Raw genomic sequence first — 18,228 nt, forward strand, 5'->3', positions numbered from 1 at the left:
CAATTCACCTGTGGATTAAGGACTACTGAACGGTCTGTTGATTCTTGATGGTCTGTTCCAGCGCCTGTGTGCAACGCTCCTGCGCGGTGTCCAGTTCCAGCTTCATCTGTTCGATGTCGAGCATTTGCTGCTCGAGCTGTTCACGACGTTCGGCGATTTTGGTCAGCATGGTTTGCAGCTGTTTCTGATTGCCACCGGTGGGGTCGTAGAGTTCGATCAACTCGCGGCATTCGGCCAGGGAGAAACCAATGCGCTTGCCCCGCAGAATCAGCTTCAGGCTGACTTTGTCACGGGGTGAGTAGATGCGTTCCTGACCGCGTCGCTCGGGGCTGAGCAGGCCTTGCTCTTCATAAAAGCGAATAGCCCGCGTGGTGATGTCGAGCTCGCGAGCGAGGTCGGAAATGCTATAGGTCTGGCTGCTCATGGAAGCGCTCGAAAAAGGTCATAGCGCTAAGCTAAAGGCAGGTTGACGTTTACGTCAAGGGGCGCTGATCTTCGGTGTTCATACGGGCCTCTTCGCGAGCAAGCCCGCTCCCACATTGGTCGTGCGAACACTGGAGATCAAATGTGGGAGCGGGCTTGCTCGCGAAGAACGATAACTCGGTAAAAAGCCCTACACCTTATCGAGCTTCTTCTCATGTGCCGTCACCTGCTGGCACAACTCGATCATCTGCTCGCGCATCCAGCGGTTGGCCGGGTCCTGATCAGTGCTTTCGTGCCAATAGAGGTGGGTTTCCACCGGTGGCACATCGTTGACCGGCAGGTTCACCGAGTATAAATCGTGGCGACGGGCAAAGCGTTCCGGCACGGTCATGACCATGTCGGTCTGTTGCAACACCTGGGATGCCATCAAGTAATGCTGGGATCGCAGGGCGATCTTGCGCTGGATGCCCATTTTGCCCAGGGCCAGGTCGACATGGCCCAGACCGCTACGGCGGCTGGAGATATGGATGTGGGTCAGCGACAGGTAATCATCGAGGGTGAACTTCTCTTTACCCGCCAGCGGATGGCCTTTGCGCATGGCGCACACGTAACGGTCTTCCATCAACTTGACGTGGCGCACTTGCGGATCAGTGTTAAGCGGCGCATCGACGGCGAAATCGAGACGCCCGGCCGCCAGTTCCTTGGTGGTTTCGCGGCGCTTGGACAGAAAGCTTTCGATGATCACCGTCGGCGCCAGGCGCCGCAGGCGCTGGAACAGTGCCGGCAGGATCACCGCTTCGGTGAGGTCGGTCATGCTGATGCGATACGTTTTGACCGCCTGCAACGGGTTGAAAATACGGCTTTCCTGCACCGACACCCGCAGCAGGGAGAGGGCGTTGCGCACCGGTCCGATAATGTTCTGCGCCATGGGCGTCGGGACCATGCCCTGAGCGGTACGCACGAACAACGGGTCATTGAAGGTCTCGCGCAGACGGGCCAGAGCGTTCGAGACCGCCGGTTGAGTAATGCCGACAATCTGCCCGGCGCGGGTCAGGTTCGCTTCGGTGTAGATCGCGTCGAAGACGATGAAAAGGTTGAGGTCGACCTTGCTCAGATTCATTGCGCTGCACTCTTATTGTTGGGCTCTCGATCAGCCGATCATATATCGGTGATGAATGTTAATACACGCCGAGAATAGGCTAGGTAAATTTTCGTAGCTGTTCTAGCATCGATTGCATGACCTGAACAACTCATCAAAACCCTCCGTTAAAAGGTAGAGCTGCCCATGGATTTCGCTTATTCGCCCAAGGTGCAAGAACTGCGTGAGCGCGTGACCGCGTTCATGGACACCTACGTTTATCCCGCTGAAGCGGTGTTTGAGCGCCAGGTCGCCGAGGGCGATCGCTGGCAGCCGACCGCAATCATGGAGGAGCTCAAACTCAAGGCCAAGGCTGAAGGTTTGTGGAATTTGTTTCTGCCGGAGTCCGAACTCGGCGCCGGCCTGACCAACCTCGAATACGCGCCGTTGGCCGAAATCATGGGTCGCTCGCTGCTGGGCCCTGAACCGTTCAACTGCTCGGCGCCAGACACCGGCAACATGGAAGTGCTGGTGCGTTACGCCAACGAAGAGCAGAAACAGCGCTGGCTCGAACCGCTGCTGCGCGGCGAGATCCGCTCGGCGTTCGCCATGACCGAACCGGACGTGGCCTCGTCCGACGCCACCAACATGGCGGCCCGCGCCGTGCGTGATGGCGACGAGTGGGTGATCAACGGCAAAAAATGGTGGACCTCAGGCGCTTGCGATCCACGCTGCAAGATTCTGATCTTCATGGGGCTGAGCGATCCTGATGCGCCGCGTCATGCCCAGCACTCGATGATTCTGGTGCCGGTGGATGCCCCGGGCGTGAAGATCGTTCGTCCGCTGCCAGTGTTCGGTTACGACGACGCACCTCACGGCCACGCCGAAGTGCTGTTCGAAAACGTCCGCGTGCCGTACGAAAACGTCCTGTTGGGTGAAGGCCGCGGCTTCGAAATCGCTCAGGGTCGCCTTGGCCCGGGTCGGATTCACCACTGCATGCGTTCAATCGGCATGGCCGAACGTGCATTGGAACTGATGTGCAAACGGGCGGTAACCCGTACTGCGTTCGGTAAACCTTTGGCACGTCTGGGCGGCAACATCGACAAGATTGCCGACTCGCGGATGGAAATCGACATGGCACGCCTGCTGACGTTGAAAGCGGCGTACATGATGGACACCGTGGGCAACAAGATTGCGAAGAGCGAAATCGCTCAGATCAAGGTTGTCGCACCGAACGTGGCCTTGCGGGTAATTGATCGGGCGATCCAGATCCATGGCGGGGCAGGGGTGTCCAACGATTTCCCGCTGGCCTACATGTATGCGATGCAGCGTACCCTGCGCCTGGCCGACGGCCCGGACGAAGTGCACCGCGCGGCGATCGGCAAGTTCGAGATCGGCAAGTACGTGCCTAAAGAAATGATGCGCAGCAGCCACTGATAATGTGGGAGCGAGCTTGCTCGCTCCCGCAGGTTCGGTTCGTCAGTCGACCATTGGCAAGCCGTAGAACGCTCGCGCACACGCCGTGCTGTGAGCGGCCAGATCTTCCTCGCTCTCCCCACGATGTAACGCCACTTCCCGCAACACTTCGGTCAGATACGCCGGTTCGTTGCGACCATTCTTCGGCTTGGGTCGCAGACTGCGCGGCAACAGATACGGCGCATCGCTTTCCAGCATTAGCCGTCCCCGCTTGATCTCTTTCACCAACGGATGCAGGTGTGTGCCCCGGCGCTCGTCGCAGATCCAGCCGGTGATGCCGATGTGCAAATCCAGATCGAGGTAACTGAACAGCGCCTTCTTTTCGCCCGTGAAGCAATGCACCACGGCGGCCGGCAACTGATCACGGTAATCGCGAAGGATCTCCAGCAAGCGCTGACTGGCATCACGCTCGTGGAGGAACACCGGCAATTGCAGCTCGACTGCCAACTCCAAGTGTTTTTCCAGGACTTTTTCCTGTTGTGGGCGCGGCGAGAAATCACGATTGAAATCCAGCCCGCATTCACCCACCGCCACGACGTTCGGCTCTTTGAGCAAACTGCGCAGACGCTGGGCGCTGTCGGCGTTCCAGTCGCTGGCGCAGTGGGGATGAATGCCGGCGGTGGCGAACAGCCGTTGAGCCGTTTCGTCCAGTTGCCGGCACAATTCCAGCGCCTGCTCGCTGCCCTCGACACTGGTGCCGGTGAGCACCAATTGGCAAACCCCGGCAGCGTAGGCGCGGTCGAGTACAACCTGGTGTTTGTCGGCAAAGCTGGGGTTGGTCAGGTTGACGCCGATATCGATGAGTTGCATGGTGCTACCTCGGACCAAAGGCCGGAAAGCATATCAGAGCTGTAGATTTATAAGAAAAGCCAAGAACTACAACGAGTTAAAGCTGTCTCTTGATGCCGCGAGACAGGTCAGGGTGGCTAAGGTGCCATCACTGTGCCAGTCTTTCGCACTTTGCCAGCGCTCACGGCGCTCTGTTTCTGTCGTTCGATTTCATGAAAATTATTGAGATCGGCCCAGTATTCTTTCTGGAGAGTGGATGATACGTCCCTCGGTTCTGCTACTGCTGTGTTGCTCGTTGCTGCTGCCGATGCCGGCGGTTGCGCGTCTGGCCGGGCCGCTGCAAGCCGTGCCTTCGACCAAAGTGCGCGACTTGGCGGAAATCCGCAGCAGTCGCGTGCTGCGCGTGTTGGTCAACCAGAGTCGCAACAGCTCCGGCGAAGTCCAGGGCCAGGCCATCGGTGTTGAATATCACCGCTTGCGTGCCTTCGAGCAGTACCTCAATGGTCACGCCCGTGACGGTCAGGAAATTACCCTCAAGATCATTCCCAAGGGCAAGGATCAACTGATCGGCGCTTTGCAGCGCGGCGAGGGTGATCTGGTCGCACCGGGGGAATTGCTGGACCTGCAACCGGGTCACGCGATCAGCACCAGTGAACCGATTGCCAGCAACGTCCCGTTGATATTGGTCGGGATCAAAGGCGAACGACGTTACACCCGTCTCGAACAACTCTCTGGCAAGACCCTGGCGTTGCCCACCGGCAGTGCCGCCGGGGACGCGGTCAGTCAGATCAATCAAAAACTCGCGCTACTTAAACTGCCACCGGTGACCATCGAGTGGGTCGATCCCAGTCTGGCGGTCGAGGATGTGCTGGAGATGGTCCAGGGCGGAATCTTTCACCTGACGATCGTCGAACAACCCATTGCCGAGCGCTGGGGCAAGATTCTGCCCAAGTTGCGTTTCGATCGGCAGGTGCTCATCAGTGAGCCGGGCGAAGAATTCTGGTTCGTGCGCCGCGACGCCTCAATGTTGCGCGCGAGCATTGATCGCTTCCTGACCGGTTACAAAAAACCATCGGATCAGGATGCCGCGTTCCTGCGGATCTATCGACGTCTGTATCAAGTGCACTATCCATTGGCCAAGGCTGATCGCCAGCGCCTCGAGAAACTTCGACCGGTGCTGCAGAAGCACGCCGAAGCCCAAGGTATGGACTGGCTGAACCTGGCGGCCCTGGCGTTCAAGGAGTCAGCCCTGCAACCCAATGCCCGCAGTGGCAGCGGTCCTACCGGCCTGATGCAGATCACCCCGTCCGCCGCGCAGCGGGTGGGGGTCAACAACATTCAGGATCTCGACGCCAATGTGCAGGCCGGGGCCAAGTACCTGGCGATGATTCGTCGCAAGTTCTTTGCCAGCCCCAAACTTAACGAGCGCGAGCGCATGGCGTTCGTGCTGGCGGCCTACAACATGGGGCCGGAGCGGGTTCAGGGCATGCGTGCCGAGGCTCGTCGGCGCGGTTTGAATCCCAATCAGTGGTTCTTCCAGGTCGAGCGCATTGCCATGGAGCAGGTGGGAATGGGCGCCGTCAGCTATGTTAATAGCGTGAACAAGTATTACTTGGCGTTCGATCGGGAGCGGGAGTCGTTGGAGCCCCAGGGGCAGAAAGTTGCCTCACGTAAGTGATCGAATAAACTGATTGTTATGGCGAATTTATTGCGCTTTTAACATGAAATTTACTGATTAATATAGCGGCCAACCAACACACACTGACAACGGATGACACAGCATGAGCACACTGATCAACAAGGTACTGTTTACCCGCGCTGGCTACGGCCTGACCCTTCTGCGGATCTTCGTCGGCATCATCTTCGCAGCCCACGGCTCGCAGAAACTTTTCGGGGCGTTCGGTGGTTACGGTCTGGCGGGCACCGCGCAGTACATGGAAAGCATTGGCCTGACGCCGGGTTACCTGATGGCGACGCTGGCCGGTGGTACCGAGTTCTTCGCCGGTCTGGCCTTGATCATCGGCTTGTTGGTTCGCCCGGCAGCCCTGGGCCTGACCATCCTCTCACTGGTGGCGATCTTCTCGGTGCATCTCCCTCACGGTCTGTTCATGGTCAACAACGGTTATGAATTCGCCCTGGCCCTGCTCGGTGGCACTATCGCGGTGTTGATCGAAGGCGCCGGCAAGCTCTCGGCTGACCGCGCTATCGCTGGCTGACCGCTCTGGTTCAATGAAAAGGCCCGCATTGCGCGGGCCTTTTTTGTGCTCGTCATTCTTGACACTGTCCGGTCAGCTTCTCTAGGATGCTGCCTATGCGCCGATTTAAACAGCTACTTGCGGGGCGCCAGGTGACTCATTCAGTTGCCGATAGAAGCTTGAAACAGGCTTCGAAATACCGCTAAAGCGCTGGTTCGGTGTTGCCTCTCACCTGCCATGCAGACTTTTGAGGCAGAGACACGACACAATGAATGCACTAAGCCCCGTTATACGCCCCGCGCCGATCACGGCACACCTGACCCAGCGCAATCCAAAAATCCTGCTTGGCGGCAAACATCAGCCGACACTTTTGCGTTATCTCGATGGCTGGCCACGTCGCACCGGTGGGCCTGCGGCCTTCCTGATCCAGTTTGTCGAAGAGGGTGAATCGCTGGCTCGATTTGCCAGCGGCAGTTTCGATCTGGCGGTGATTCAATCGCCCAGCCTCGAGGACGCCCCCGAAGTGATCAAGCAATTGATTCGCGTTGCCCGACAGGGGCTGATTACCCGCCGTTGAGGCGTTGAACGCTGCGGCTCAAAGATACTCGATCGCGACGATATACACGCACTGCTCACCGGTCGGTGTCTGGACCCGAACCTCGGCGTCCAGCGCCTTGCCGATCAGGGCACGGGCCAACGGCGAATCGATGCTGATCAGGCCCAGTTTCAAATCCAGTTCATCCGGCCCGACGATGCGGTAGCGCGACTCCTTCCCGTCCTCGTCTTCAATCGTGACCCAGGCGCCAAAATAGACCTTGTTTGGATCGCTCGGTTTTTCGCTGACGACTTTGAGCGCTTCCAGCCGCTTGGTGAGAAAGCGTACGCGACTGTCGATCTCGCGCAGCATTTTTTTGCCGTAGGTGTATTCGGCGTTCTCCGAGCGATCTCCCTGTGCCGCGGCCTCGCTGACCGACTGTGTCACCTGCGGCCGGCGCACATGCCAGAGCTCATGAAACTCGGCCCGCATCCGCGCTTCACCTTCGGGGGTGATCAGCGCGGTGCCAGCGGTGCGGGGAGGGCGATAACGGCTCATGGCAACTTCTTGTGGTGGAGAGAGCTTGAGTCTATCAACCCTCGCGCAAGACTGTCAGGGGGCTGGCGTTCAGCGCGCGACGTGTGCCGAACACGCCAGCACCGCCGATCAGCACCGCGCCGATCAGTGGCAACACCAGCAACCACGGATGCGGGTGCCACGGCAGGTCGAAGGCGTAGCGGTAGAGCACCAGACTCACCAGTTCCGAACCCAACGCTGCCAACAATCCGCTGACCGCCCCAAGCAAACCGAACTCGATCCGCCGCGCCTTGACCAACAGTTGCCGCTCGGCCCCCAGCGCTCGCAACAAGGCGCCTTGGCGTATGCGCTCATCGAGCGTCGCCTGCAAGCCTGAAAACAACACCGCCATCCCCGCCGCCAACACGAACAACAGCACGTATTCCACCGCCAGGGTGACTTGGGCGAGGATGCTGCGCAGTTGTTCGAGCAAGGCTTCGACTTGCAAGATGGTCACCGCCGGAAACGTCCGGGACAGATCCACGATCTGCTGATCATGACCGGCCGCCAGATAAAAACTGGTCAGGTAGGTTGCCGGCAGATCCTTCAGTGTGCCGGGCTGGAAGATCATGAAGAAGTTAGGCTGGAAGTTGTCCCAGTTGATCTCTCGCAGGCTGGTGACTTTCGCTTCGCGATTGACGCCGCCCACGGTAAACACCATGTGATCGCCGAGCTTGAGCTTCAGGCTTTCGGCGACTTTGCCTTCCACCGATACGCCGGGAATCTCGTCTGGCGTCTGTTCGGTCCACCAGTTACCCGCCGTGAGTTTGTTGCCCGCCGGCAAATCCGCCGCCCAGGTCAGGCTCAGGTCGCGCTGGATCGCTCGATCACCGGCCGAATCCTTGCTGACGATTTCCTGTACCGGCTCGTCGTTGACGCTGATCAGCCGTCCCGGTACCACCGGGTACAGCGGCGCCGATTGCGCCGACAGTTTGATCAGGCGATCGATGAACGCCTGTTTGTCCGCCGGCAGAATGTTCAGCGCGAAATAGTTGGGCGCGTTTTTCGGTAGCTGGTTCTGCCAGGTGTCCAGCAACTCGCCGCGCAGTAATGCGATCAGCGCCATGGACAGCAGAATCAAACCGAAGGCCAGGGATTGCCCCGCGGCCGCCAGTGGGTGACGCAGCAATTGACCTAGCCCGAGGCGCCACGGCAAAGAGGCGCGCGCCAGCATTCGACGCAGGCTCTTCAGAAGCAGCAACAGCAAGCCGCCAAGCATCAATGCTGCGATCACACCGCCACCGAGCAGGGCGAAGGTCAATATCAGGTCCAGGCTCAGGCGCCACATGATCAGCCCGAGGGCGCCCAATGCCGCTCCGTAAACCATCCAGGTGCTGGAAGGAATCGGCAGCATGTCCCGACGCAATACCCGCAATGGCGGAACCCGGCCCAGTGCCGCCAGTGGTGGCAAGGCAAAACCGGCCAGCGCCACCAGCCCGGTGCCGATCCCGGCGATGGCTGGAAACAGACCGCCCGGTGGAACGTCGGTCGGTAATAAATCATGCAGCAGCGCGAACAGTCCCAGCTGCGCGAACCAGCCGATCAGTGCGCCGCTGATGCTGGCGAGCAGCCCGAGCACCGTCAGTTGCAAACTGAACAGCACCATGGTTTCCCGTCGGGACAGCCCCAGACAACGCAGCAATGCACTGGCATCGAATCGGCGGGTGGCGAAGCGCGTCGCCGACAGCGCCACCGCCACACCCGACAACAGAACCGCCACTAGACTGGCCATGTTCAAATAACGCTCGGCCTTGCCTAGGGCGCCGCCGATCTGTCGGTTGCCATCGCGGGCATCCTGCAAACGCTGGTTGGCGGCCAGGCCGGGTTTGATCAATTGACGATAGGTTTCCAGCGCCTCGGCTTTACCGCGCCAGAGTTCGCGGTAACTGACCCGGCTGCCGGGTTGCACCACGCCGGTCGCGGCGAGGTCGCTGAGGTTGATCAGCACCCGCGGCGTGAGGCTATAGAAGTTGCCGGCACGGTCCGGTTCGTAGGTCAGCACTCGCGCCAGTTTGAGGGTTCGCATGCCGACGTCGATGCTGTCGCCGATCTTCAGGTCCAGCGCGGTCAACAGTCGTGCTTCGACCCAGGCTTCACCGGGTTTCGGTCCGCCACCGGGTTCTTCCGGGGCGAAGGGCGCCGGGGCACTTTTCAGTTCGCCGCGCAGTGGGTAGACGTCATCGGCAGCTTTGATGCTGGACAGCTGAATGCCATTGTCAGTGGCGATGACGCTGGAAAACTCCACCACTTGAGCGTGTTCGAGGCCCAGCTCCGTGCCGCTTTTAATCTGTTCGGGCCGTGCCGGTGAACTGCCTTCGAGCAACAGGTCGGCACCGAGAAACTCGGTGGCGCGCAGCATCATGGCGCCGTTCAGGCGGGCGCCGAAGTAGCCGATGGCGGTACTCGCCGCCACGGCCACCAGCAAGGCAAAAAACAACACGCGCAACTCACCGGCGCGGGCGTCGCGCATTAGTTGGCGGAAGGCAAGACTGAACAGGCGCAACAGCGGCAGGCGTGCCATCAAGGCTCCAGAGGGGCGACCAGCAGGCCGGCTTCAAGGCGGATCAGGCGTCGGCAGCGATGTGCCAGGCGTTCGTCGTGGGTTACCAGCACCAGGGTTGTGCCGCGTTCCTGGTTGAGTTCGAACAGCAGATCGCTGATGCGCTCGCCGGTGTGGCTGTCGAGGTTGCCGGTGGGTTCGTCGGCGAACAGCACATCGGGTTCTGCGGCAAACGCGCGGGCAATCGCCACGCGCTGCTGTTCGCCACCCGAAAGCTGGCGTGGCGAATGGGTCAGTCGCTGGCCCAGGCCGACCCGTTGCAGCAGCTCGGTGGCGCATTCGCGGGCGTCTTTGCGGCCATCGAGTTCCAGCGGCAGCATCACGTTTTCCAGGGCGTTGAGGCTGTCGAGCAGCTGAAAGGACTGAAACACAAACCCGACATGCTCGGCCCGGATACGGGCGCGCTGGTCTTCATCGAGATTGCTCAGGGCTTGCCCGGCGAGGGTGACGTCGCCGCTGCTCGGCAGGTCGAGGCCAGCGAGCAAGCCGAGGAGGGTGGACTTGCCGGAACCGGAGGCGCCAACGATGGCCAGGCTGTCGCCCTTGTTCAGTTCCAGGCTGAGTTCGTGCAGGATAGTCAGTTCACCTTCCGCGCTGGGAACCACTTTGCTGAGGTTCTTCGCGGTGAGAATGCTTGCGCCCATGGAGAATCCGATGCGTGTGTGGTTTTTGAGTGCTGGCCTGGCCTTGATGTGCATGGCCCAGAACGCAGCGGCGGGTACAGTCCTGATCGTTGGCGATAGTATCAGCGCGGGTTTCGGGCTGGATACCCGGTTGGGGTGGGTGTCATTGCTCGAGCAACGGCTCAAGCGCGAAGGTTTCGACGATAAGGTGGTCAATGCGTCCATCAGCGGCGACACCAGCGCCGGAGGCCAGGCGCGCCTGCCCGCGCTGCTTGCAGAGCATAAGCCGGAGCTGGTAATCCTCGAGTTGGGCGGCAACGATGGCCTGCGCGGATTGCTGCCAACGCAATTGCAACAAAACCTTGCAGCAATGATCGACAGCTCCCGCGCGAGTGGCGCCAAGGTGCTGCTGCTCGGCATGCAATTGCCACCTAACTACGGCGTTCGTTATACCGAGGCCTTTGCGAAGGTCTACAGCACACTGGCCAACGAGAAAAACATCCCGCTGGTGCCGTTTTTTCTCGACGGCGTGGGCGGTCATCCGGACTTGATGCAAGCCGACGGCTTGCACCCGGCTGCCGGGGCTCAGGGCAAGTTGCTGGAAAATGTCTGGCCTACACTGAAACCGCTGCTTTGACGCTTTTCTAGCGGCGGTGTTTCGGCTAAGGTGGCGCCCCCGATTTGGAGCCCCCGATGCCGCGTCCTGCCTGGTCACTTTTTGCCTACCAACTGATCGAGCCTGACGAACAGCTGGATCTGTTCGCCTGCCAGGAAGTGCGGGTACATCTGGTGACCCGTCAACTGGAGTTGGGCGGCTCGGCGGACCGGACCTTGTGCGGCAGCCTGTTGCCAGCACAACCGCGCTGGTCGAGCGTCGATCGCCGTGTGTTCCAGGATCAGCGCCTGTGCTCGCTGTGCCGGGCCATTCTGGAATCGCAAAAACGCGGCACATCGCCGATCTGGCCGGAACTGCGTTTCGAGCTTTAGACGCTGATAGATTGCTTGCTATCGGTCAACTCCCCGATTTTCCAGATGCCGGTGTACAATCTCGTTTTTATACCCTTGTCGATCATGCGAAGGATTTTCCGGATGTTGCCGCGCTTTCCTGCCGTCACCCGCTACCTGTCTCTCGCCGCCCTCTGTGTGGCGGGTCCCGTAGCAGCATTGGAGCTGCCCCTGCCACCGCCCGGTGAAGACATCGTCGGTCAGGTCCAGGTGATCAAGGCCAAGTACGAAGATACCTTCGCCGACCTTGGCACCACCTACGATCTGGGCTATTCGGAAATGGTCGCGGCCAACCCTGGCGTCGATCCATGGCTGCCGGGAGCTGGCACCGAAGTGGTGCTGCCGACACGCTTCATCCTGCCGCCGGGCCCGCGTGAAGGCATCGTCATCAACCTGGCCGAGTACCGCCTCTATTACTTCCCGAAAGGCCGGAACGTGGTGTACACCTTCCCGCTGGGTATCGGCCGTGAAGGCTGGGGCTCGCCGATTGCCCATACCAGCATCACCGCCAAGACGCCGAACCCGACCTGGACCCCTCCAGCGTCGATCAAGGCCGAGCACGCCGCCGATGGCGATCCACTGCCGAACGTGGTGCCGGCTGGCCCGGACAACCCGCTGGGGCCGTTCAAGTTCACGCTGGGCACGCCGGGCTACCTGATCCACGGTTCGAACAAGAAGTTCGGCATCGGCATGCGCACCAGCCACGGTTGCTTCCGCATGTTCAACAACAACGTGCTGGAAATGGCGAGCATGGTGCCGGTAGGCACGTCGGTGCGCATTATCAGCGACCCGTACAAGTTCGGTGTCAGTGGCGGCAAGGTGTATCTGGAAGCGCACACGCCGCTGGACGACAAGGGCAACCCTTCTGTGGTCGACAAGCACACCGCGGTAATCAACGCGATGCTCAAGCGTGAGGACATCACCAACAACCTGCGCATGAACTGGGATGTGGTTCGCGACGTGGTTGCCGCTGAAGATGGCCTGCCGGTGGAAATCGGAGTGCCGAACTCCTCGGCGCCGATGGTGACGAGTGCGCCGATCGACCCGTTGCAGTAATGCTTGAAAGGAGCCCGCCGATGCTGACCGCATCGGCGGGTTTTTTATTGCCTGTACGAAATAGCGGGCAATAAAAAAGCCGACCCAAAAAATGGGTCGGCTTGATAACAATCCCGAGGGATTATTACTTGCGGCTAGCTTTGTCCAGCATGCGCAGAGCACGCTCGTTAGCTTCGTCAGCAGTCTGTTGTGCTTTTTGAGCAGCAGCCAGAGCTTCATCAGCTTTACGGTAAGCTTCGTCTGCACGAGCCTGGGAGCGAGCTGCTGCGTCTTCAGTAGCAGTCAGACGTGCTTCGGTTTCTTTCGATACGCTGCTGCAACCGGTAGCCAGAACTGCGGCCAGAGCCAGAGCAGAGAATTTCAGAACGTTGTTCATCGTGTTCCCCTTCAAGGACTTTCTATTAAGTTAGCTGTCTCCTCAGATTGAGGAAATAGCCGGCGTACATACTACCCATTACTTGTCGTAAGTAAACTGACGTAAAGCAAGAAGCCAAAAAAATTGTAGGCGTTGATTCTTTTTCGAGCAACTTTTAACTGCATTGTTTAAAAAATATCCAGCTGGGAGGCCCGAGCTGAGCGAGCCGCCGAAGAAAAGTTCCGCGCGCTCACAGCTCTTTTCCGAGTCTTGGCTAAAGTCTATCTAGATGGATTCGTCTACACTTTTGTTCGGATTCTGCGTGGCGCCTCTCATATCTTTCTCCATGTTCAGGTGACTTTAACAAAGGGCGCTCGTCTTAAGTCTCAACATCCGGCAATGTTCAGGCTGTCGACCTTCAGATATCCTGGTCGAGCCGTCTCTGCGTAACCCGGAGCAGCACCCCCGCCCCCCAGCGTGATGACGAGCGTACCTTGAGCATTTCTGCCTAATGGTGCCTACTATTTGATACGTGCTCGGTTGCGCGAGATGGGTGCAGTTCTTCTCGGTGTCCATTCAGGCACGGGGTGGCGTAGATGTTCCTTCGCCGGAAAAACATCGGTAAGGTAGGGGTCAGAATTCCAGACCCGCGAGGAGTAGTGATGAGCGAGGCGTTGTCCATCCACCATGACCAGGCTGGTCATCAGTTCGAGACCAATGTGGACGGTCATCGTGCCTACCTGACCTATATGGATCTGGGGAAACAGACCCTGGATATCTATCGCACCTTTGTGCCCAACGCGCTGCGTGGTCGCGGCATAGCGGCCGCCTTGACCGAGAAGGCGTTGGAGTACGCTGAAGAAATGGGTTACACCGTCATTCCATCGTGTTCCTACGTGGAACGCTACATGGAGCGTCATCAGCGGCACGCGGCCAAGCTGAGCCAGTAACCTTTCAAAGAATCGAACGCATAAAAAAACGCCGGGTCAAGCCCGGCGTTTTTTTGTGCGGCGAAAAGTGATCAGCTGCGATCGCGTTTCGGCAGCACGTCCTTGAGCTTGGCATGCATGCTGCGCAAGGTGTTTTCGGTGGCGGACCAGTCGATGCAGGCATCGGTGATCGACACGCCGTATTGCAGGTCGGCGAGGTCTTTCGGGATCGCCTGGCAGCCCCAGTTCAGGTGACTTTCGACCATCAGGCCGATGATCGACTGGTTGCCTTCGAGGATCTGGTTGGCGACGTTCTCCATCACCAGCGGTTGCAGGGCCGGGTCCTTGTTGGAGTTGGCGTGGCTGCAATCGACCATGATGTTCGGCTTGATCTTCGCTTTGTTCAGCGCTTGCTCGCAGAGCGCGACGCTGACCGAATCGTAGTTCGGCTTGCCGTTGCCACCGCGCAGTACCACGTGACCGTAGGCATTGCCCTTGGTGGTGACGATCGACACGCCACCTTCCTGGTTGATACCCAGGAAGCGGTGAGGGCTGGAAACCGATTGCAGGGCGTTGATAGCGACCGTCAAGCCGCCGTCGGTGCCGTTCTTGAAGCCGACTGCCGAGGACAGGCCGGAGGCCATTTCACGGTGAGTCTGGGATTCGGTAGTGCGCGCACCGATGGCCGACCAGCTGATCAGGTCCTGCAGGTACTGCGGGGAGATCGGGTCGAGGGCTTCAGTTGCGGTCGGCAGGCCCATCTCGGCCAGGTCCAGCAACAATTGACGACCGATGTGCAGACCGTCCTGAATCTTGAAGGAATCGTCCAGGTACGGATCGTTGATCAAACCTTTCCAGCCGACGGTGGTGCGTGGCTTCTCGAAATACACGCGCATGACCAGATACAGGGTATCGGACACTTCGGCCGCAAGCGCCTTCAGGCGTTCGGCGTATTCGTGGGCAGCCTTGATGTCGTGGATCGAGCAAGGCCCGATGACAACAAACAGGCGGTGGTCGGTGCCATCAAGAATGTTGCGAATGACTTCGCGGCCCTTGGTGACGGTGCGCAGGGCAGCGTCGCTCAGAGGGATATCACGCTTGAGCTGATCGGGAGTGATCAGCGTCTCGTTGGAAGCGACGTTTAGGTCGTTGATCGGTAAATCAGCCATCGTTTACTCGTCAGGTCACGGGTGCCGGCCGCCAGCGAACCCGCGCGGCGGAGCACAGCAAATTAAGCGCGTCGGGGAGCAGAACCTTAGCGCGTTACACCGTGGCTCGACAATGGGCAGACACCGGTTTAATCCAGTACAACCTGCGCAAATGCCTTGCGAACCGTCTCGTGAGAGAACTCGTCGGCATGCTCCTGAACCCATTCGAGGGCCAGGGCCTGGGTTTCCTGCAGATCGTCATGCGCGTCATGCAGGCGGCAGTAACGTTCGATCTGGCACACCTGCTCGCCCATCCGGGCACTGAACATCATCTGCTCGTCAACGAAGGCAATGCCTACCAGATAACCGCGTTTTCGTCGCAGGCACCAGGCCACATAGCCCAGAAAACGCATGTCGGGGTTCAAGGTCGGCATGCGAATTTCCAGCGCCGTACCGTGGCGCCACGCCCGGTGATAATTGCAAGCCATGCCCCCGAGGCTGATAGTGTGCAGCTGTTGCCGTGAAATACACTCAGGTTTGAGCAACGTTAATTCGACGGGCACATCGTCAGGGTGAGGAATAAAACGTCCCATGAACACGGACTCCATGTGTCGGCCATCTGACATTGTTCCACCCAGTATAGTGGTCGAATTGGAACTGACTGATTTCGACGCCGACCAACGGCTGCTGGCGATGAGCGGTGTGTCGCTGGTTATTTTCACCAGCGTCGGCTGCGCCAGTTGCCGTTTTGCCCGTGAGCAATTGCCACGACTCGACCTGGACGTCGATCGGTTGTGCTGGATCGATGCCGGGAACAATGGCGGGGTGGTCGAGCGATATCAGGTTTTTTATTTGCCGGCGCTGTTTGTGGTACGCGACGGTGAATTTTTCGGGGCATTAAAATCGCGCCTGACCGGCACCGAGCTCAATGCAGCCGTGGCTCAGGCGTTGAGTCGAATTGCAGAGGAGTTGCCATGATGGGGGCAGTGACCAAACCGACAATCGGTATTATCGGCACCGGTGCGATCGGCGGTTTCTACGGGTTGATGCTGGCGCGTGCCGGTTTCGATGTGCATTTTCTGTTACGCAGTGAATTCTCAGCGGTGGCCGAGCGCGGGTTGCAGCTCGACAGTGCGGTGCACGGCGCGCTGACGTTGAATCCGGTTCAGGCCTATTCGACGGCCGAAGACATGCCGCCCTGTGACTGGTTGTTGGTGGGCGCGAAAACCACCAGTAACGCGCAACTGGCACCGACGATCATTCAAGCCGCGGCACCGAATGCCAAAGTGTTGTTGCTGCAAAATGGCCTGGACGTTGAAGACAGTCTGCGAGCGTTGCTCCCCGATTCGCTGCACGTGCTCGGTGGGCTCTGCTATATCTGCGTTCATCGCGACGGACCAGGCGTCATCACTCATCAGGCGCTCGGCGCGGTGAATGTTGGCTATCACAGTGGCCCGGCAACCGATGAGCAGGCGCGCATGGCGATTGTCGAGGAGGGCGCCGGGCTGTTCCGTACCGCCGGCATCGACTCCCAGGCCATGGCGAACCTGCATCAGACACGCTGGCAAAAACTGGTCTGGAATATTCCCTACAACGGTCTGTCGGTGCTGCTCGGGGCAAGCACCACACCGTTGATGGCCGATGCCGACAGTCGGGAACTGATCAAGGCTCTGATGGCGGAAGTGGTTCAGGGAGCAATCGCCTGCGGTCACGACGTACCGGCCGGTTATGCCGATCATCTGTTCATGGTGACCGAGAAGATGCCGGACTATTGGCCGAGCATGTACCACGATTTTCTGCACAAACGACCGCTTGAGCTGGATGCGATTTACGCCCGGCCACTGGCGGCAGCCAAGGCCGCAGGGTGCGAGTTGCCGCGAATCGAAGCCTTGTATCGCAGTTTGAGTTTTATCGATCGACGTAACACCTGAGTCGATCATCCTGAGGGGGAAGGGCATGGCAAAGACTATCGACGACAAACTGGTGCTGGCGATTTCTTCGCGTGCGCTGTTCGACCTGAGCGAAAGTCATAAGGTTTATGAGTCGAGCGGCGTCGAAGCCTATCGGCAGTATCAGATCGAACACGAAGACGAAATCCTCGAGCCCGGTGATGCATTCCCGTTGGTGCAGAAACTCCTCAACCTCAATACCAGCCTTGGCCGCGCCCGGGTCGAGGTGATTCTGGTGTCGCGCAACAGTGCCGATACTGGCCTGCGGGTGTTCAATTCGATCCACCACTATGGCCTGGCGATTTCCCGCGCGGCGTTTGTCGGCGGACGCAGTCCTTATCCGTACCTGAAGGCATTTGGCTGCGACCTGTTTCTCTCGACGCATGCCGAAGACGTGCGCAGTGCACTGGATGCCGGGTTCGCCGCAGCGACCATTCTGTCGGGTGGCGCCAGCCGTGCGGCCAGTGATGAATTGCGCATTGCCTTCGATGGTGATGCGGTGCTGTTTTCCGACGAATCAGAGCGCGTCTATCAGTCCGGTGGTCTGGAAGCGTTTCAGGCCAGCGAGCGTGAAGCCGCCCGCGAGCCATTGCGCGGTGGGCCGTTCAAAGGCTTCCTCGCCGCCCTCAATCTGTTGCAGCGCGAGTTCCCGGAAGACGCCTGTCCGATCCGCACCGCGCTGGTGACCGCGCGATCGGCGCCGGCCCATGAGCGAGTGATTCGTACCTTGCGCGAATGGGACATTCGTCTGGACGAGTCGCTGTTTCTCGGCGGCCTGACCAAGTCGGCGTTTCTTGAAGCCTTTGCCGCCGACGTGTTTTTCGACGATCAGGCCGGTCATTGCGAGCTGGCCCGCGAGGTGGTCGCCACTGGCCACGTGCCGCATGGCATAAGCAACGAGCAAAAGGTTTAAGCCCACGGTTCAACGCGTTACGCGAAACGTCGTACTCGCCAAGGCACTGCTAAGCTGAATCAATCTCCGCCATGTCGGCACTCGAGGAGGTCATATGATTCGTTCTATGTTGTACGCCACTGACCTCGGCCTGTACGCACCTTTGGTAATGCATCATGCCTTGGCGCTGGCGCGAACTTTCAATGCCGATCTGTACGTGGTGCACGCCGTTGAACCGATGGGGCTGTTCGCCGAATCGGTGCTTCAGAGTTACCTCGATGAGCAAGCATTGAACGAGTTTCACAGTCAGGGCCTGAATACGGTGATTGCCAATATCGAGCAGCGGGTGCTCGACAGCTTTCGTGACGAATTGGGGGAGGACGGGGCGCAGGATCTGGAGCGGATTCAAGCGGTGCGGGTGCTTCAGGGCGATCCGTCACAGGTGATTCTCGACCAGGCGCAGAAACTCTCCGTGGATTTGTTGATCGTAGGTAGTCATAGCCATGGTGCTGGCGCGGAAACGCCTTTGGGCCGGACTGCCGCGCGGGTGCTGCAACTGTCTCGGGTGCCAGTCTATCTGGTGCCGCTGGTGGAACGTCGTCGCCAAGGGGATCGTTAGTGTCCTGCCTCGCGTATTCA

General features: G+C 59.4%; 21 protein-coding genes. 12 read left to right on the forward strand and 9 right to left on the reverse strand.

What is annotated here, in order from left to right:
• Positions 1–22: 22 nt before the first annotated feature.
• Positions 23–424: a MerR family transcriptional regulator gene (locus ASC74_RS06710; RefSeq protein ID WP_056740306.1), complete on the reverse strand. Its 402-nt coding sequence runs from the start codon at positions 422–424 to the stop codon at positions 23–25.
• A gap of 189 nt (positions 425–613) precedes the next feature.
• Positions 614–1,543 (reverse strand): LysR family transcriptional regulator, encoded by a 930-nt coding sequence (locus tag ASC74_RS06715; protein WP_046047541.1) that lies wholly within the window; start codon positions 1,541–1,543, stop codon positions 614–616.
• Between the two features lie 165 nt (positions 1,544–1,708).
• On the opposite strand from ASC74_RS06715, the gene ASC74_RS06720 reads away from it, so the two are divergent.
• On the forward strand, positions 1,709–2,938 hold the full coding sequence (locus tag ASC74_RS06720) for an acyl-CoA dehydrogenase (protein ID WP_033057213.1): 1,230 nt from the start codon (positions 1,709–1,711) through the stop codon (positions 2,936–2,938).
• Positions 2,939–2,980: 42 nt separating this feature from the next.
• On the opposite strand, the gene ASC74_RS06725 is transcribed toward ASC74_RS06720, so the two are convergent.
• Positions 2,981–3,787: a TatD family hydrolase gene (locus tag ASC74_RS06725; RefSeq protein ID WP_056740309.1), complete on the reverse strand. Its 807-nt coding sequence runs from the start codon at positions 3,785–3,787 to the stop codon at positions 2,981–2,983.
• Positions 3,788–4,022: 235 nt separating this feature from the next.
• Between ASC74_RS06725 and ASC74_RS06730 the strand changes: the two genes are divergently transcribed.
• From ASC74_RS06730 to ASC74_RS06740, 3 genes are all read left to right on the forward strand, one after another.
• Entirely contained in the window at positions 4,023–5,444 is a 1,422-nt protein-coding gene (locus ASC74_RS06730) for a transglycosylase SLT domain-containing protein (RefSeq protein WP_056740311.1), read from the forward strand.
• Positions 5,445–5,547: 103 nt separating this feature from the next.
• The gene (locus ASC74_RS06735) at positions 5,548–5,982 is read left to right on the forward strand and encodes a DoxX family protein (RefSeq protein WP_046047537.1); all 435 of its coding nucleotides are present in this window, start codon (positions 5,548–5,550) and stop codon (positions 5,980–5,982) included.
• Positions 5,983–6,229: 247 nt separating this feature from the next.
• Complete coding sequence (locus ASC74_RS06740) at positions 6,230–6,538, forward strand: hypothetical protein (RefSeq protein WP_056740313.1); 309 nt, start codon at positions 6,230–6,232, stop codon at positions 6,536–6,538.
• 18 nt (positions 6,539–6,556) lie between these two features.
• Here the strand turns inward: ASC74_RS06740 and greB are convergent, their stop codons facing one another.
• The 3 genes from greB to ASC74_RS06755 are packed head-to-tail and all read right to left on the reverse strand — an operon-like array spanning position 6,557 to position 10,276.
• Positions 6,557–7,054 carry a transcription elongation factor GreB gene (greB, locus tag ASC74_RS06745; RefSeq protein ID WP_033057207.1) on the reverse strand — a complete coding sequence of 166 codons (498 nt, stop codon included), beginning with the start codon at positions 7,052–7,054 and terminating at the stop codon, positions 6,557–6,559.
• Between the two features lie 34 nt (positions 7,055–7,088).
• The gene (locus tag ASC74_RS06750) at positions 7,089–9,593 is read right to left on the reverse strand and encodes an ABC transporter permease (RefSeq protein WP_056740315.1); all 2,505 of its coding nucleotides are present in this window, start codon (positions 9,591–9,593) and stop codon (positions 7,089–7,091) included.
• On the reverse strand, positions 9,593–10,276 hold the full coding sequence (locus ASC74_RS06755) for an ABC transporter ATP-binding protein (RefSeq protein WP_056740318.1): 684 nt from the start codon (positions 10,274–10,276) through the stop codon (positions 9,593–9,595). Before ASC74_RS06755 ends, ASC74_RS06750 begins: the two co-directional genes overlap by 1 nt.
• A gap of 10 nt (positions 10,277–10,286) precedes the next feature.
• Here ASC74_RS06755 and ASC74_RS06760 point away from each other — a divergent pair, with 10 nt between their 5' ends.
• The 3 genes from ASC74_RS06760 to ASC74_RS06770 all read left to right on the forward strand — a co-directional run bounded on the left by ASC74_RS06760 (position 10,287) and on the right by ASC74_RS06770 (position 12,316).
• A complete protein-coding gene (locus ASC74_RS06760; RefSeq protein WP_056740320.1) occupies positions 10,287–10,892 on the forward strand; it encodes an arylesterase in 606 nt (201 codons plus the stop codon).
• A gap of 56 nt (positions 10,893–10,948) precedes the next feature.
• Complete coding sequence (locus tag ASC74_RS06765; RefSeq protein WP_003226812.1) at positions 10,949–11,242, forward strand: hypothetical protein; 294 nt, start codon at positions 10,949–10,951, stop codon at positions 11,240–11,242.
• 102 nt (positions 11,243–11,344) lie between these two features.
• Positions 11,345–12,316: a L,D-transpeptidase family protein gene (locus tag ASC74_RS06770; RefSeq protein WP_056740322.1), complete on the forward strand. Its 972-nt coding sequence runs from the start codon at positions 11,345–11,347 to the stop codon at positions 12,314–12,316.
• 124 nt (positions 12,317–12,440) lie between these two features.
• On the opposite strand, the gene oprI is transcribed toward ASC74_RS06770, so the two are convergent.
• Positions 12,441–12,692 (reverse strand): outer membrane lipoprotei OprI, encoded by a 252-nt coding sequence (oprI, locus tag ASC74_RS06775; RefSeq protein WP_002553018.1) that lies wholly within the window; start codon positions 12,690–12,692, stop codon positions 12,441–12,443.
• A gap of 641 nt (positions 12,693–13,333) precedes the next feature.
• Between oprI and ASC74_RS06780 the strand changes: the two genes are divergently transcribed.
• Positions 13,334–13,621: a GNAT family N-acetyltransferase gene (locus tag ASC74_RS06780; RefSeq protein ID WP_008057026.1), complete on the forward strand. Its 288-nt coding sequence runs from the start codon at positions 13,334–13,336 to the stop codon at positions 13,619–13,621.
• Positions 13,622–13,692: 71 nt separating this feature from the next.
• On the opposite strand, the gene ASC74_RS06785 is transcribed toward ASC74_RS06780, so the two are convergent.
• Together ASC74_RS06785 and ASC74_RS06790 are read right to left on the reverse strand one after the other, a co-directional pair.
• On the reverse strand, positions 13,693–14,769 hold the full coding sequence (locus tag ASC74_RS06785; RefSeq protein ID WP_056740324.1) for a 3-deoxy-7-phosphoheptulonate synthase: 1,077 nt from the start codon (positions 14,767–14,769) through the stop codon (positions 13,693–13,695).
• 128 nt (positions 14,770–14,897) lie between these two features.
• The gene (locus ASC74_RS06790) at positions 14,898–15,341 is read right to left on the reverse strand and encodes a PilZ domain-containing protein (protein ID WP_056740326.1); all 444 of its coding nucleotides are present in this window, start codon (positions 15,339–15,341) and stop codon (positions 14,898–14,900) included.
• On the opposite strand from ASC74_RS06790, the gene ASC74_RS06795 reads away from it, so the two are divergent.
• The 4 genes from ASC74_RS06795 (at position 15,340) to ASC74_RS06810 (ending at position 18,208) form a co-directional block, all read left to right on the forward strand.
• Complete coding sequence (locus ASC74_RS06795; protein WP_056740327.1) at positions 15,340–15,726, forward strand: thioredoxin family protein; 387 nt, start codon at positions 15,340–15,342, stop codon at positions 15,724–15,726. The genes ASC74_RS06790 and ASC74_RS06795 overlap by 2 nt on opposite strands.
• A complete protein-coding gene (locus ASC74_RS06800; protein WP_056740329.1) occupies positions 15,723–16,679 on the forward strand; it encodes a putative 2-dehydropantoate 2-reductase in 957 nt (318 codons plus the stop codon). The genes ASC74_RS06795 and ASC74_RS06800 overlap by 4 nt, the downstream gene beginning before the upstream one ends.
• Before the next feature lie 25 nt (positions 16,680–16,704).
• On the forward strand, positions 16,705–17,610 hold the full coding sequence (locus ASC74_RS06805) for a 5'-nucleotidase (RefSeq protein WP_056740331.1): 906 nt from the start codon (positions 16,705–16,707) through the stop codon (positions 17,608–17,610).
• 94 nt (positions 17,611–17,704) lie between these two features.
• Positions 17,705–18,208 carry a universal stress protein gene (locus tag ASC74_RS06810; protein ID WP_056740333.1) on the forward strand — a complete coding sequence of 168 codons (504 nt, stop codon included), beginning with the start codon at positions 17,705–17,707 and terminating at the stop codon, positions 18,206–18,208.
• Positions 18,209–18,228: the final 20 nt, after the last annotated feature.

It is taken from the genome of Pseudomonas sp. Root329, assembly GCF_001424925.1.
Taxonomy (GTDB): Bacteria; Pseudomonadota; Gammaproteobacteria; order Pseudomonadales; family Pseudomonadaceae; genus Aquipseudomonas; species Aquipseudomonas arabinosi.

Bases quoted from the DNA above. Each gene is read 5' to 3' on its own strand.
- ASC74_RS06715 (WP_046047541.1), bottom strand. From the start codon at position 1,543: ATGAATCTGAGCAAGGTCGACCTCAACCTTTTCATCGTCTTCGACGCG.
- ASC74_RS06740 (WP_056740313.1), top strand. From the start codon at position 6,230: ATGAATGCACTAAGCCCCGTTATACGCCCCGCGCCGATCACGGCACAC.
- oprI (WP_002553018.1), bottom strand. From the start codon at position 12,692: ATGAACAACGTTCTGAAATTCTCTGCTCTGGCTCTGGCCGCAGTTCTG.
- ASC74_RS06805 (WP_056740331.1), top strand. From the start codon at position 16,705: ATGGCAAAGACTATCGACGACAAACTGGTGCTGGCGATTTCTTCGCGT.
- ASC74_RS06710 (WP_056740306.1), bottom strand. From the start codon at position 424: ATGAGCAGCCAGACCTATAGCATTTCCGACCTCGCTCGCGAGCTCGAC.
- ASC74_RS06780 (WP_008057026.1), top strand. From the start codon at position 13,334: ATGAGCGAGGCGTTGTCCATCCACCATGACCAGGCTGGTCATCAGTTC.
- ASC74_RS06725 (WP_056740309.1), bottom strand. From the start codon at position 3,787: ATGCAACTCATCGATATCGGCGTCAACCTGACCAACCCCAGCTTTGCC.
- ASC74_RS06790 (WP_056740326.1), bottom strand. From the start codon at position 15,341: ATGGGACGTTTTATTCCTCACCCTGACGATGTGCCCGTCGAATTAACG.
- ASC74_RS06735 (WP_046047537.1), top strand. From the start codon at position 5,548: ATGAGCACACTGATCAACAAGGTACTGTTTACCCGCGCTGGCTACGGC.
- ASC74_RS06765 (WP_003226812.1), top strand. From the start codon at position 10,949: ATGCCGCGTCCTGCCTGGTCACTTTTTGCCTACCAACTGATCGAGCCT.
- ASC74_RS06750 (WP_056740315.1), bottom strand. From the start codon at position 9,593: ATGGCACGCCTGCCGCTGTTGCGCCTGTTCAGTCTTGCCTTCCGCCAA.
- ASC74_RS06720 (WP_033057213.1), top strand. From the start codon at position 1,709: ATGGATTTCGCTTATTCGCCCAAGGTGCAAGAACTGCGTGAGCGCGTG.
- ASC74_RS06800 (WP_056740329.1), top strand. From the start codon at position 15,723: ATGATGGGGGCAGTGACCAAACCGACAATCGGTATTATCGGCACCGGT.
- ASC74_RS06755 (WP_056740318.1), bottom strand. From the start codon at position 10,276: ATGGGCGCAAGCATTCTCACCGCGAAGAACCTCAGCAAAGTGGTTCCC.
- ASC74_RS06795 (WP_056740327.1), top strand. From the start codon at position 15,340: ATGAACACGGACTCCATGTGTCGGCCATCTGACATTGTTCCACCCAGT.
- ASC74_RS06770 (WP_056740322.1), top strand. From the start codon at position 11,345: ATGTTGCCGCGCTTTCCTGCCGTCACCCGCTACCTGTCTCTCGCCGCC.
- ASC74_RS06810 (WP_056740333.1), top strand. From the start codon at position 17,705: ATGATTCGTTCTATGTTGTACGCCACTGACCTCGGCCTGTACGCACCT.
- greB (WP_033057207.1), bottom strand. From the start codon at position 7,054: ATGAGCCGTTATCGCCCTCCCCGCACCGCTGGCACCGCGCTGATCACC.
- ASC74_RS06730 (WP_056740311.1), top strand. From the start codon at position 4,023: ATGATACGTCCCTCGGTTCTGCTACTGCTGTGTTGCTCGTTGCTGCTG.
- ASC74_RS06760 (WP_056740320.1), top strand. From the start codon at position 10,287: ATGCGTGTGTGGTTTTTGAGTGCTGGCCTGGCCTTGATGTGCATGGCC.
- ASC74_RS06785 (WP_056740324.1), bottom strand. From the start codon at position 14,769: ATGGCTGATTTACCGATCAACGACCTAAACGTCGCTTCCAACGAGACG.